At 72.1% G+C, this 12,919-nt stretch carries 12 protein-coding genes; 8 read left to right on the forward strand and 4 right to left on the reverse strand.

The window, feature by feature from the left end; genetic code table 11:
- Positions 1–43: 43 nt before the first annotated feature.
- Both LG396_RS27040 and LG396_RS27045 read left to right on the forward strand, forming a co-directional pair.
- Positions 44–1,408, forward strand: a complete 1,365-nt coding sequence (locus tag LG396_RS27040; RefSeq protein ID WP_225796760.1) for a 3-oxoacyl-ACP reductase — start codon at positions 44–46, stop codon at positions 1,406–1,408.
- A 16-nt stretch (positions 1,409–1,424) separates the two neighbouring features.
- On the forward strand, positions 1,425–2,366 hold the full coding sequence (locus LG396_RS27045; RefSeq protein ID WP_225796761.1) for a MaoC family dehydratase: 942 nt from the start codon (positions 1,425–1,427) through the stop codon (positions 2,364–2,366).
- On the opposite strand, the gene LG396_RS27050 is transcribed toward LG396_RS27045, so the two are convergent.
- The gene (locus tag LG396_RS27050) at positions 2,349–3,029 is read right to left on the reverse strand and encodes a TetR/AcrR family transcriptional regulator (protein ID WP_225796762.1); all 681 of its coding nucleotides are present in this window, start codon (positions 3,027–3,029) and stop codon (positions 2,349–2,351) included. The two genes, LG396_RS27045 and LG396_RS27050, sit on opposite strands and share 18 nt — an antisense overlap.
- Positions 3,030–3,109: 80 nt before the next feature.
- On the opposite strand from LG396_RS27050, the gene LG396_RS27055 reads away from it, so the two are divergent.
- Positions 3,110–3,574, forward strand: coding sequence for an SCP2 sterol-binding domain-containing protein (locus tag LG396_RS27055; protein ID WP_037745908.1), 465 nt, complete (start codon positions 3,110–3,112; stop codon positions 3,572–3,574).
- Between the two features lie 47 nt (positions 3,575–3,621).
- On the opposite strand, the gene LG396_RS27060 is transcribed toward LG396_RS27055, so the two are convergent.
- Positions 3,622–4,917: a PucR family transcriptional regulator gene (locus LG396_RS27060; RefSeq protein WP_225796763.1), complete on the reverse strand. Its 1,296-nt coding sequence runs from the start codon at positions 4,915–4,917 to the stop codon at positions 3,622–3,624.
- 339 nt (positions 4,918–5,256) lie between these two features.
- Between LG396_RS27060 and LG396_RS27065 the strand changes: the two genes are divergently transcribed.
- Positions 5,257–5,718: a pyridoxamine 5'-phosphate oxidase family protein gene (locus tag LG396_RS27065; protein WP_225796764.1), complete on the forward strand. Its 462-nt coding sequence runs from the start codon at positions 5,257–5,259 to the stop codon at positions 5,716–5,718.
- A gap of 13 nt (positions 5,719–5,731) precedes the next feature.
- Here LG396_RS27065 and LG396_RS27070 read toward each other — a convergent pair whose 3' ends face one another.
- Complete coding sequence (locus LG396_RS27070) at positions 5,732–6,946, reverse strand: PucR family transcriptional regulator (protein ID WP_225796765.1); 1,215 nt, start codon at positions 6,944–6,946, stop codon at positions 5,732–5,734.
- A 457-nt stretch (positions 6,947–7,403) separates the two neighbouring features.
- On the opposite strand from LG396_RS27070, the gene LG396_RS27075 reads away from it, so the two are divergent.
- Positions 7,404–7,988 (forward strand): hypothetical protein, encoded by a 585-nt coding sequence (locus tag LG396_RS27075; protein WP_018841799.1) that lies wholly within the window; start codon positions 7,404–7,406, stop codon positions 7,986–7,988.
- Between the two features lie 132 nt (positions 7,989–8,120).
- On the forward strand, positions 8,121–9,647 hold the full coding sequence (locus tag LG396_RS27080) for a DUF6801 domain-containing protein (RefSeq protein ID WP_225796846.1): 1,527 nt from the start codon (positions 8,121–8,123) through the stop codon (positions 9,645–9,647).
- A gap of 63 nt (positions 9,648–9,710) precedes the next feature.
- On the opposite strand, the gene LG396_RS27085 is transcribed toward LG396_RS27080, so the two are convergent.
- Positions 9,711–10,352, reverse strand: coding sequence for a hypothetical protein (locus tag LG396_RS27085; RefSeq protein ID WP_225796766.1), 642 nt, complete (start codon positions 10,350–10,352; stop codon positions 9,711–9,713).
- A gap of 678 nt (positions 10,353–11,030) precedes the next feature.
- Here LG396_RS27085 and LG396_RS27090 point away from each other — a divergent pair.
- Together LG396_RS27090 and LG396_RS27095 are read left to right on the forward strand one after the other, a co-directional pair.
- Positions 11,031–12,047 carry an ABC transporter ATP-binding protein gene (locus LG396_RS27090; RefSeq protein WP_026276549.1) on the forward strand — a complete coding sequence of 339 codons (1,017 nt, stop codon included), beginning with the start codon at positions 11,031–11,033 and terminating at the stop codon, positions 12,045–12,047.
- The gene (locus tag LG396_RS27095) at positions 12,044–12,919 is read left to right on the forward strand and encodes an MlaE family ABC transporter permease (RefSeq protein WP_225796767.1); all 876 of its coding nucleotides are present in this window, start codon (positions 12,044–12,046) and stop codon (positions 12,917–12,919) included. Before LG396_RS27090 ends, LG396_RS27095 begins: the two co-directional genes overlap by 4 nt.

Here is a 12,919-nt window from a genome sequence, read left to right on the forward strand (position 1 = left end):
CCTTACTCCGCAGTAAACTTACTCAGCCGTAAGGAGATTGCCAATGGCCGATCGCTACCAGAAATTCACGAGCCGCGGAGCCGGGGCCGTCGTCGCCAAGAGGCTCGGTCTCCCGCGGCCCGCGCGCCTGGAGCGGTACCGGCCGGGGCAGCCCGTGGCACGCGGGCCCGTCGTGCTCGGCGGCGCGCCGGGCGGGCGGCTGCACAAGACCCTGCGCGAACTGCTGGACGCGGTAGGCGCGGAGACGGTGCCGGCGGACGCGGCCGGGGCGGCGGCCGAGCCGTCCGTACGGGCCGGGGCGCTGGTCTTCGACGCCACCGGCATCGACTCCTCCGCCGGGCTGCGCGCGCTCTACGACTTCCTCCACCCCCGGATGCGCGAACTCGCCCCCTGCGGGCGCGTCGTGGTCGTCGGCACCCCGCCGGAGGACGCCGCCGGGACGGGGGAGGCGGTGGCGCAGCGGGCGCTGGAGGGGTTCACCAGGTCGGTGGGCAAGGAACTGCGGAACGGCTCGACTGCGCATCTGCTGCTCGTCGCGCCGGGCGCCGAGGGCGGGGTGGAGTCGACGCTGCGCTTCGCGCTGTCGGCGCGCTCGGCGTACGTCTCGGGGCAGGCGCTGCGTATCACCGGTACGGCGCCGGTGCCGCGGACCGCGGACTGGGAGCGGCCGCTCGCGGGGAGGACGGCGATGGTCACGGGGGCGTCGCGGGGGATCGGCGCGGTGGTGGCCGAGACGCTGCACCGGGACGGGGCGCGGGTGGTGTGCCTGGACGTCGCCGCGCAGCGCGCGGAGCTGGCGGCGGTGGCGGCCCGGTCCGGCGGCGGGGCGCTGGAGCTGGACATCACTTCGGCGGACGCGGGGGACCGGCTCGCCGCGTACCTGGACGAACACCACGCGGGAGTCGACGTCGTCGTGCACAACGCGGGCATCACCCGCGACAAGACGCTGGGGCGGATGAGCGCCGACCAGTGGGACGCGGTCGTCGGCGTCAACCTCACCGCCGTCGAGACCCTCACCGCCCGCCTCCTCGGCGACGGCCTGCTGCGCGCGGACGGCCGGATCGTGTGCACCTCCTCGATCTCCGGCATCGCGGGCAACGTCGGCCAGACCAACTACGCCGCGAGCAAGGCGGGGCTCATCGGCTACGTCCGGGCGACGGCCACGGCCCCGGCGGCGGCCGGACGCGGTGTGACGGTCAACGCGGTCGCGCCCGGGTTCATCGAGACCCGGATGACGGCGACGGTCCCGCTGGTGATCCGCGAGGCGGGCCGGCGCATGAACAGCCTGAAGCAGGGCGGCCTGCCGGTCGACGTGGCGGAGGCGGTGGCGTACCTGGCGGCGCCGGGCAGCGGGGCCGTGACGGGACAGGTGCTGCGGGTGTGCGGCCAGGCCCTGCTGGGGGCATGAGGTGGAGACACGGGAGTTGAGGAGAGCGCCCCGGCTGCTGCCGCTGTACGGGCGGGCGGTGGTGCCGAAGCGCCGGAGGCGGGCGCACGGGGCGGAGACCGGCGCCGCGGAAGCTCCCGGGACCTCGGCGCAGGCCGGGACCGGGGCGGAAGTCGGAGCGGTCGCCGGGCTGCCCTACGTTCCCCAGCGCCGCCTGGTCCTCCCCGACGTACGCCCCGACCCGGCCAGGCTGCGCCGCTACGCCGCCGTCTGCGGCTTCCCCGACGACGGCCGGCTCCCGGCCACGTACCCGCACGTCGTGGCCTTCCCGCTCGCCATGTCCCTCATGGCGGAACGCGACTTCCCCTTCCCGCTGCTCGGCCTCGTCCACCTCGCCAACCGGGTCGAGCACCTGCGCCCCGTCGGGGCCGGCGAGCGGCTGACGTACGCCGTCGCGACGGGCCGCCCGCGGCCGCACCCGAAGGGCACCGCGTTCCCGGTCACCGCCCAGGCGCGGCTGCGCGGCGAGACGGTGTGGCGCTCGACGAGCACGTACCTGAGCCGCGGCCCGGGCGGCGGCGAGGCGGCCGACCGCGAACCCGGGGTGCCGGACGTCACCGCCGCGGAGCGGGAGGAGAGCTGGCGCCTGCCGGGCTCGCTGGGCCGCTCGTACGGCGCGGCCTCCGGCGACCGCAACCCCATCCACCTGCACCCGCTGGCCGCCCGCGTGTTCGGCTTCCGGCGCGCGATCGCGCACGGGATGTGGACCAAGGCGCGCTGCCTGGCGGCGCTGGCGGACGGACTCCCCGGGGCATACGCGGTGGACGTGGCGTTCCGTGCGCCGGTGCTGCTGCCGGCGGCGGTGCGCTTCCGCGCGCAGCGGGCCGAAGCCGCGGCGGACGGCTGGGTGTTCGACGTACGCGGCGCGGACGGCGCCCGCACGCACCTGCGCGGCGCGGTCTCATCCCTTGCCGGGTGACGTGTCCGGCGGCGGTGTCGGCGGTGGCGGTGTCCAGGTTTCGCCGCCGAGCACGTTGCGCATGCCCACCCAGACCATGTTCATCAGCCGCCGCGTCATGCCCTCGGGCGACTCGGCGGGGTGGTCGGCCATCCAGTCCGTCAGCGCGTCCGCCGCGCCCACGATGGCGTGCGCGACGAACTCGGCGTCCTCGTCCCCGAGCCGGGCCGGCCCGTCGTTCTCCTCGATCCCGGTCCGTACCAGCGCGGTGACCTCCGCCATCACCGCCCGCCGCGCCTGCGCCGACTCGGCGGCGATGGCCGCGCTCAGCTCCGCGGCGTGCCGGTGCAGCACGACCCACCCGTCGCGGTGCTCGGAGACGAACGAGAAGAACGCCCGCAGCCCCGCCCGCAGCCGCAGCTCGGGCGTGAGCTCCCCCTCGGCCGCCGCCCCGTGGAACGCGGCCACCAGCCGCTCCGCCTCGCGCCGCAGGCAGGCGATGAAGAGGCCCTCCTTCGACTCCAGGTAGAGATACACCATCGGCTTGGAGATTCCGGCCAGTTCGGCGATCTCGTCCACGGAAGCCGCGTGGTAGCCACGCTTGGAGAAGACCTGGACGGCCACGTCGATGATCTGCTGCTCGCGTACCTGCCGGGGGAGTCGCCGCCTGCGCTTTTCGGTCACAGTTGCGAGCGTACTCTGCCGCCTCCTATATTTAACTACCCAGTAAGTCTACTGTTCGGTAAGAAAGTTGGGGTGTGCAGATGGCCGAGGACACGCCGGGTCTCGGGGACCTGGACTTCGCCGCGGTGTCTCCCGAGGAGTACGCGCGCATCGTCAAGGGGCTGTCCTCGCGGGAGATCGGGGAGCTGGCCCGGGACGAGGCGCTGCGCGCCAGGGTCGTCGGGGAGGTCTTCCGGCGGATGGAGCAGCAGTTCCGGCCGGACAGGGCCGGGGAGCTGGAGGCGGTCATCCGCTGGCGGATCGCCGGCGTGACCGAGGCGGTGTACGACGTGACCGTCTCGGGCGGCACCTGCGCCGTGCGGGAGGGGCGGGGCGAGGCGAAGCCGCGGGTGACCCTGGACATGGGCGACGAGGAGTTCCTGAACGTCACGTCCGGGAACGCGGGGCCCGTCAAGTTGTTCATGACGCGGAAGCTGAAGGTCACCGGCGACGTGGCGCTTGCGCTGAAGCTGACGAGCATGTTCGACATCCCCAAGGCCGACTGAGCGCGGCGACCCCCGCCGCCCCGCCCGGTCCCGCCGGTTGCCTGCCGTCAGCCCTGCGGCTCGCCCTGGCCGGAGCGTCCCTCGCGTCCCTCGCGCCCCGCGTGTCCCGTACGGCCCGTGATCGGGCCCGTCGACGGCAGGTCCGCCTGGTCGCGCAGCCACAGCGCGCGCAGCGTCGCCTCCAGCGCGAAGCGCCGGTCGGGCTCGGAGAGCTGGGAGCCGAAGTGCTGGCCGAGCGTCCGCATCCGGTAGCGCACGGTCTGCGGGTGGACGTGCAGTTGCTCGGCGATGCGGCCCGCGGTGCCGCGGGTGGTCAGCCAGACCCGCAGCGTCTCCACGAGCCGTTCGCGCCGGCCGGTCGTCACGGCGGCCAGCGGCTCCAGCTGGCGGCCGGCCATCTGCTCGACGAGGGCGGGGTCGGTCAGCAGCCACAGGGTGAGCAGGTGGTCCTCGACCCGTACCGGGGAGGGTGCGCGGATCGCGCCCGACTCGACCATGTCGAGGGCCTGCCGCGCCCAGCGCAGCGAGTCCGCGGTCCTGTGCAGCGGCACGGTCAGGCCCACGGCCACGCCCGCCGGGCCGAGCGCGACGTCGAGTTGCTCGCGGCGCTCGTCGTCGAAGGGGCCGGGGATCAGCAGGTACGGGTGTGCGCCCGCGGTGTCCGCGAGCACGTCGTCGGGCAGCGCGGTCAGCGACGCGAGCCGCTCCGCCGGCACCAGCGCGGCCGGCGTCACCTCCTCCGGTAACTGCCAGCGGGCCTGTGCGGCGATGTCCTCGATGGTGTGGCGCGGCACGGGCGGCTCGGCGACCAGCGTCCGCAGCAGCCGCCTGCGCAGGCTCTTCAGCCGCTCCGCCGAGTCGGCCTCCGCCTGCAGATAGCCCTCCCTGGCGAGCTGCGACAGCTCGTCGATGTAGGCGAAGAGGGCGTCGGCGAAGGTGTTCATGACCTGCGAGGCGAGGTGGTTGCGCTCGCCCACGGCCATCGCGCGCCGCCACGCGATCCGGCCGCCGATGCGGTACGCCGACTGCAGCGCGTCGAGGCTGCGGCCCTCCTGGGCCTCGAACCGGCCGAGTCTTCGGTGTACTTCGGCGAGGTTGACGGCCCGCTTGCGGGGCGCGGCGACGCGGTCGGTGAAGGTGTTCAGCGACTGCCGGACGCCGAGCCTGAGGGCCCGGTCGTACGCCTCGCCCATCTGGAGCCCGTACTCGGGCACCGCTTCGCGGATGGCCGCGACGATCTCCCGGTAGAGGCTCGGTAACTCGGGCCGGATCAGCGCGGCCAGCTCCCGCGGCAGCGGCTCGGGCGGCTCGGCCAGTGCGATCGCCTGCACTTCGGAAGGCATACGTCTACCCCTCACGCCGCCGGCGAGGCAGGGGACACCGACCCGGTGGGGGGTGGGCGGGGCAGGTGCCCTCCGGTAGGGGGGTGCCGGCGGCTCACTGTTCGGATGAAGAACCGCGGGTGCCCGGCAGCGCACCGGTGACCGCGGTGTTGCGCGTGGCTCGACTCTGTTACCGGAAGGAACGTTGTAGCCCACACAGAGTGGACGCGCCACTACTCACCCGGCAAGCGCTTGTACGCATCTTTTGTACGCCGGTGATAGTTCCCCTCAATGGTAAGTTTTGACTTACGGTTCGCCTGGGCTTACGGTAGGCGCGAACTCGCCCCTGGAGGTGGACCCGTGAGTGCCGACATGCCCCGTCCCCATGCCGAACGCGTCGCTGCCGCGCGCCTGCGGCTGGCGCAGGACTTCCAGATGTGGCTGTCGACGGGCGGGCACGCGGGGCCGCATCTGATTCCGGTGGCGTTCGTCGCCGACGGCGATGCCCTCGTCACCGCAACCGGCGAGGGCAGCAGAACGGTGCGGAACCTCCGCGAGACCGGACGAGCGCGCCTGGCGGTCGGCACCACGGCCGACGTGGTGATGGTCGACGCCGCCCTCGACGACCTCGTGCCGGTTCCCCGGGTCGCCACGGACGTCGCCGACCGCTTCGCGGCCGTCTCCCACGATCCGCGGGAGCGGCCGGGCAACGTCTACATCCGCCTGCGGCCGCAGCGCATCCAGGTATGGAACGGGTTCCACGAGTTCCCCGGCCGCACGGTGATGCTCAAGGGCGACTGGCTGACGGAACCGGCCGACTGACCCCGGGCAGCCCTCAGTCGCCGTCGTCGTCGCGCCGCCGCAGATGCAGGGTGCGTACGGCGACCTCCACCGCGAAGCGCTCGTCGTGGTCGTCCAGTCGCACGCCGAAGAGCTGGTGGAGGCTGCGCAGCCGGTAGCGCACGGTCTGCGGGTGGACGTGCAGCAACCGGGCCATCCGCGCCGCCGTGCCGCGGGTCGTCAGCCACACCCGCAACGTGTCGACCAGGCGCTCCCGGCGGGCCGGCGTGTGGTCGGCGAGCGGCGCGAGCTGCCGGCGGGCAAGCTCCTCGGCCAGCGGCGGGTCGGCCATGAGCCACAGGGTCACCAGATGGGCCTCGCAGGCGAACACCGGTGCGTCCCTGATGACCCCGGTCTCGGCGTGCACGAGCGCCTGCCGGGCCCAGCGCAGGGAGTCCGCGGACCTGCCGAGCGGCACGGTCACGCCGACGGCCGCGCGGCAGCCCGCCAGTGCCGTGTCGAGTACGGTCCGGCGCAGCCCGGTGAGGCGCCCCGGTACCAGCATGTGCGGCTGCGGGTCGGAGAGTTCCGCGAGCACGTCGGGAGGGAGCGCCTCCGGGGCCGGGAGCTGCCCCGCGGCCAGCGCCACGGGCGTCGCCACCTCCGGCAGCGGCCAGCCGACGCCCTCGGCGAGTTCGGTGACGGCCGGGTGGGCCAGCGGCAGCGTGCCGCCCGTGAGCAGCAGCCGCAGGAGCCGCCGCCGGCGCGCCTCGGCGTCCTCGGGCCCCGACTGCGCCTCCCGGTAGCCCTCGCGGCACAGCTCCTCGGTCGCGTCGACGTGGGCGAAGACGGCGTCGGCGAACATCGCCATCAGCGTGGGGGACATGTTGTAGCGGGCGCCCACCGACTTGGCGCGGCGCAGTGCCACCCGCGCGCCGATGCGCAGCGCCGAGCGCAGGTACTGGAAGCTGCGGCCCTCGTACGCCTCGAACCTGCCCAGCCTTCTGCACATGTCGTCCCAGTGCTCCGTCGAGGATTCCGGGTCCGCCACCTGCTCGACGAAAGTGGAGAGATTCTGCTCGACGCCCTGCTGCAATACCTCCCCGTACGGGCCCTCCAGCAATTGGCTGTATTCCGGGATGGCCCTCCTGATCTCCTGCGCTATTTCCTCGACGAGGCTGGGCAGTTCCGGCCGCATGATCGCGGCGAACTCCGGCGGCAGCGGATCGGGCGGCTCGGCGAGTCCCGCGGCGGGTCCTGCGTCCGGCATCTGCATGACTCCTCCCACCCGTCACGGAGCGCCGGTCGGCCGGACTCCCCTGCGGGCCGGCCGGCGGTGCACGCGGGCCGCGGACCAGCATGCGGGGCGTGGCGGCCGGGCGGGAGGGGAACGCCCGCGATTGCGCACTCGGCGACAAACCCCGGCGGCGGGATGCTGCGTGACTGACAAGAAAACACACCGCCTCAACAAAGTTCCCCGATTCGGGAGCCAAGGTATTGCGTTCGCTTGTTACTCGTACGTAACGTACCCACCTGCAAGGCGCTGGTCGGGGCATCCTTTGCGGCCTGCATGCCAGGCCCGGATCGCTCCACGGTTTCGATTTGCCGCGCCCCGTCCGTTCCCGGGAAGCGGGCGGCGCAGCGGCGCAGAACCGTCACTTCAACTCACGAGGGGAATCGCAGTGCGAAGACTCACGAGAAGCGCCGCAGTCGCAGCAACCGCCCTCATGGCGGCCGTCGGCTTCACCGTCAGCTCGGCCTCCGCGACCGCGCAGGCGACCTGGACGGTCTCTCCGGGCGGGCCGTTCACGGCCCATTCCGGAGACACGCAGCTGGGCGTGCCCAACGCCGTCCTCGTCTGTACCGACTCGGACGCCTCCGGGACGCTCAAGAGCGGGTCGGGGCTGGACGGTGTCGGCATCGGCACCATCGACAACCTGACGTTCACGAACTGCTCCGTGGCCGGGCTCCTGTTCGACGTCGACACGTCGGTCTCGCTGCCCTGGGACCTGAACGTCACCGGCGTCGACCCGAACAACCCCGACCGGGTGCTGGGGTCGATCACGGGGATCGTCGCGAAGATCGCGGACCAGGACGGCCTCTGCACGGCGACGTTCGCCGGCCCCGGCGGCGCCACCGACGAGGGCGAGGTCACCGGGTACTTCGACAACGCGACCAGCGAGCTCGTGATCCAGGACGGCAACCTCACCGCCCACGACGCGAACTGCCTGGGCATCATCAACGACGGCGACCCCGCCGCGTTCACCGGCACCTACGATGTCTCGCCGGCGCAGACCATCACGTTGGACTGACGCCCGGCCTGCCGGCCCGGGCCGCAGCCGACCCGAGTTCCCGGTCGGCAGCGGTCCGGGCCCCCGGCGTTCCCGCCCAACGGCCTGCCGGCCCGGGTACACGGCGCTCACCTACACGTCAGAAGGAGTTCGATGAGTCCACGTACCGGGCGGCTCACCGTGATCGCTCTCGGTGTGCTCGTCGCAGGACTGCTCCCGGCCTCCGGCGCGGCGGCCCAGGAGGGGACCGTCTCGGTCTCCGTCGGCTACGTGTGCGAGCCGGCCGACGGCGGAGCCGTCGACACCACGGTCGAGTTCACGGGTTCCTTCCCGGCGTCCGTGGCCTCCGGCGAGGCCATCCGCCCCGGCGACCTGACGATGTCGGCGACGCTGGGCGGCGGGCTGCTGGACGGGCTGCCGGTCGAGGAGGGTGCCACCGTCGCCGGGTCCGCGTCGGTCGCCATGAGCGTGGCCCAGGAGCGGGAGTCCGCCGACTACCCGTGGACCGGCGCGACCGGCGAGCCGGCCCAGGTGGCGGCGGACGGTACGGCCGCCGTGTCGTTCTCCGGCGGGATGTCGTCGGCGACACCCGGCGGCTCCGGCGACGTGGTCTTCACCCTCGGCCCGTTGACGCTGGAACTCCAGGGCAACCCCCCGGCGCCGGGCGACACTTCCACGCCGCCGGCAGATCCGGCGTCCCCGCCGGCCGATCCGACCGTCCCGGGAGATCCGGCCGCGGCGACCCTCACCTGCGCCGTCGCCGACGGCCAGGACGCCACCCTGGCGACGGTCGCCGGCCCGGACGGGTCCGGCACACCGGGCGGCGGGGACGGCGGCGGCGACAACGGCGGCACCGGGCAGGGCACTCCGGGGGCCACGGGCACCGAGCCGGGGAGTGGGGGCGCCGGCGTGGAAACGGCGCCCGGAGACGAGCCCGTCGAAACCGGTGTGGTCAAGCCGTGCCCGCCGGACCAGCGGCCGACGGCGGAACTGGACCCCGACCGGCTGATCGAACCCCCGGAGGGCTCCAGGATCATCGAACTGCCGGGCGTCTACACATGCACGGCTGCGGTCGGCATGGTGAACTCCAGGAAACTGAACGGCGCGCTCATCGTCAACGATCCGCACGCGCCGACGCTCGACAGCGTGCGCGTCCTGCTGAACAAGCAGATGGTTTACGGCCCCGGGAACATCTACAGAGGCACGCGCAACGTCGCAGAGTTCACCCTCCCCGACGCCGAGGCGACTTTCCTCGCCTACGGGTTCGTGCCGGTTTCGGCGAAGGTCGAGTTCACGAACGGGCCCATGACGATTGTCACCGAACAGTTCGGCGGGATCGAGACCAACGAGACCACCGCAGGCTTCTACCAGTCTCTCAGGGTCCACGACGTGAAGGTGAACGGCGTGCCCCTCGATGTGGGTGGCGACTGCAGGACGAGCACGCCCATAGACGTTGTGCTCAAGGGGAAGTACCCGGAGTACCAGGTATTCACCGGTGGCACGTTGAGAAGCCTGGTCACGGTGCCGCCGTTCACCGGTTGCGGTACCGGCGGCGAGGACCTCGACCCCATCTTCACCTCGGCTCTTTCCGGTCCCGGAAACTATGTCGAGCTGAACCAGTCGAGGCTGTGCACGATTCCGTGTTCGCCGGACGTCCCCGAACTGCCCGCCCACGGCTGAGTACGGAAACCCGCCCGGGTTCCTCCCCGCGAAGGAATCCGGGCGGGCCCTCGTGACCGGGTGTCAGCCCGGCGGTGCCTGCGCGGCGCCGAGATCCAAGCTGATGGTGTTCCCCTCACCCGGGATGATCGCGTTGATCACGGGAGTGGCGAGCAGGCAGTGCTCGAAGTCGGGAATCGTGTACGTGCCGCTGAGCGTGCCGCCCTTGAGCGGGTTGAATCCCGGCTCGGACTTGAGGGCTATCTCGGCGGGCACCTCGGTCTGGCAGTGGCTGCCCACCCAGATCGGCAGCCCGGCGACCTTCAGCTCGGTGATCCGCAGCGTCAGCTTCGAAACCGTGTTGACCTCGCCCGTCGCGTTGCTGATGGTGCCGGTCGTGGGCTCGGTCTCGATGAACTCCGTAGTCGCCGTCGCCGGGATCAGGTCGAGCGTCTTGAAGGAGCCGGTGGCCGGCGGGAGCTTGGTGTTGGCGGTGAGCGCGCCCGTGGACAGATCCACGGTGGTCTCCAGCTTTCCCGGGCCCAGTTCGAGGTCCGAGTCGGTGCCCGCGAGATGCGTCGTGCCGGTCAGCGGGTAGTCGAGCCGGACGGGCGCGGCGCTCGCCGGACCGGTGGTGGCGACGGTGAAGCCCGCCGCGGCGAGCAGCGCCAGTACCGCGCGGCTCAGATTCCGCTGCCCTCTCGATAGAGTCAACCGTCTGGCCATCGAGAATCTCCTCAATGTCGTGTGGGGGAGCCCGGGTTGGTTACTGCCGACTGTCGGCGTGGGAATGCTACGCGCCAGTAATAAGGCTGGCAATGAGTCGGGTCCTGAGATCTCCGAATATGCGGGCACGTTGTCAGGAGATGAGAATTCGGGCCGGGAGATGTGTTGCCGGGTGAGTGTCGGCGGCCTGCGCGGCGGTCTTGTCATCCGTTGATAAAGCGGTGTGCCCGATTGCTCAGCGGGCGACAAGAAAATACCCGCCGGTAAGGAGGTAGGGACTTTCCCTGCCGCGGCTATTGATTCGCCGGTTACCCGTGCGTAGCGTCTCCCCCCGCAGGTGCTCGTGCAGCCCGTCCCCCAGCAAGGCCGCACCGCAGAAGTCGTGTCCGCCGCAGCGCGGATCCCACAGGCGCAGAGGCCGCACCGGCTGCTGCAGGACCCCTCATGGAGTGATGCACGCATGTGCCCGGCAGAACACGCGTCGCGCACCACCCGGTCCCGCGGTGCTCTTTGCTCACTCGGAGACAAGGCCGCCGCCCGGGATTGTCACCCGTTGCCAGTCGTCGTCTGCGACCGGCGCCCGCCGGCGCCGGCTGTGCTGTGCTGTGCCCGCACCGGAGTTGACGGGACCGGCCGCGCTGTACACGGCCGGCGCCGCACACCCGCCAGGGGGCTGTGATGGGAATCGAAGTGGTCGTCGACGGCCTGACGAAGTCCTTCGGCCGGCAGAACATCTGGCGCGACGTCACGCTGACGCTGCCGGCCGGCGAGGTCAGCGTGATGCTGGGCCCGTCCGGTACCGGCAAGACCGTGTTCCTGAAGTCGCTCATCGGGCTGCTCAAGCCCGAGGAGGGCCACGTGCTCGTCGACGGCGTCGACATGGTGAACGACCGCGAGCGCGACGTCTTCGAGGCCCGTAAGAAGTTCGGGCTGATGTTCCAGGACGGCGCGCTCTTCGGCTCGATGAGCCTCTTCGACAACGTCGCGTTCCCTCTGCGCGAGCACACCCGCAAGAAGGAGTCCGAGATCCGCCGCGTCGTCATGGAGCGGATGGACCTGGTCGGCCTCGGCGGGGCCGAGGGCAAGCTCCCGGGCGAGATATCCGGCGGCATGCGCAAGCGGGCGGGGCTGGCCCGTGCGCTCGTCCTCGACCCGGAGATCGTGCTGTGCGACGAGCCGGACTCCGGCCTGGACCCGGTCCGTACGGCGTTCATCTCGCAGCTGCTCATCGACGTCAACGCGCAGATCGACGCGACGATGCTGATCGTCACGCACAACATCGACATCGCCTCCACCGTCCCCGACAACATCGGGATGCTCTTCCGCCGCAACCTCGTCACCTTCGGGCCCCGCGAGGTGCTGCTCACCAGCCAGGAGCCGGTGGTCTCCCAGTTCCTCAGCGGCAGCCGGCTCGGCCCCATCGGCATGTCGGAGGAGAAGGACGCGGCGACGCTCGCCGCCGAGGGCTTCGACGCCGCCGCCTCGGCGGCCGGCCCGCGCGAGATCGTGCCGCAGCTGGAGCCGTCGCCCGGGATGCCGCCGCGGCAGGCGGTGGACCGGCACCGCGAGCGGGTGCTCGGCATGCTGACGCAGCTGCCGACCGCCGCCCGCCAGGCCATCCTCGCCGGCATCGGCGGCTCGGTCGCCCACGCGAAGACGCTGACCATGCCCGCGCCCCCGGAGGAGCGGCCGTGACGACGACCCTGCCGCCCGTACCGCATCCGCCGGACCCGCCGGACCCGGACCCCGGCGAGGAGCCGGCCGCCGCCGTACCGAAGGAGCCGCCCCCGGGCTGGTCCGTACCCGGCGCCGGGGCGCTGCGCGAGACTGGGAAGCTGTTCGCGCTGGCGCTGTCGGTGGCCCGGCTGTCCTTCAAGCGGCCGTTCCAGCTGCGCGAGTTCGTCGAGCAGTTCTGGTTCATCGCCAGCGTGACGATCCTGCCCGCGGCCCTGGTGTCGATCCCCTTCGGCGCGGTGATCGCCCTCCAGGTCGGCTCGCTCACCCAGCAGTTCGGCGCCCAGTCCTTCACCGGCGGCGCCAGCGTCCTCGCGGTCATCCAGCAGGCGTCACCGCTCATCGTGGCCCTGCTGATCTCCGGCGCCGGCGGCTCGGCGATCTGCGCCGACCTCGGCTCGCGGAAGATCCGCGAGGAGCTGGACGCGATGGAGGTCATGGGCGTCTCGCCCGTCCAGCGGCTCGTGGTGCCCAGGGTGCTGGCCACGATGGGCGTCGCGGTGCTGCTCAACGGGCTGGTCTCGGTCGTCGGCACGCTCGGCGGCTACTTCTTCAACGTCATCCTCCAGGGCGGCACCCCCGGCGCGTACCTCGCCAGCTTCTCCGCCCTCGCGCAGCTCCCCGACCTCTACATCAGCGAGATCAAGGCGCTGATCTTCGGGTTCATCGCCGGCATCGTCGCCGCCTACCGCGGCCTCAACCCGCGCGGCGGCCCCAAGGGCGTCGGCGACGCGGTCAACCAGTCCGTCGTCATCACCTTCCTGCTGCTGTTCTTCGTCAACACCATCCTGACGTCGATCTATCTGCAGGTCGTCCCCCCGAAGGGAGGCTGA

It is taken from the genome of Streptomyces aculeolatus (genome assembly GCF_020400605.1).
In the GTDB taxonomy this organism is placed as follows: domain Bacteria; phylum Actinomycetota; class Actinomycetes; order Streptomycetales; family Streptomycetaceae; genus Streptomyces; species Streptomyces aculeolatus.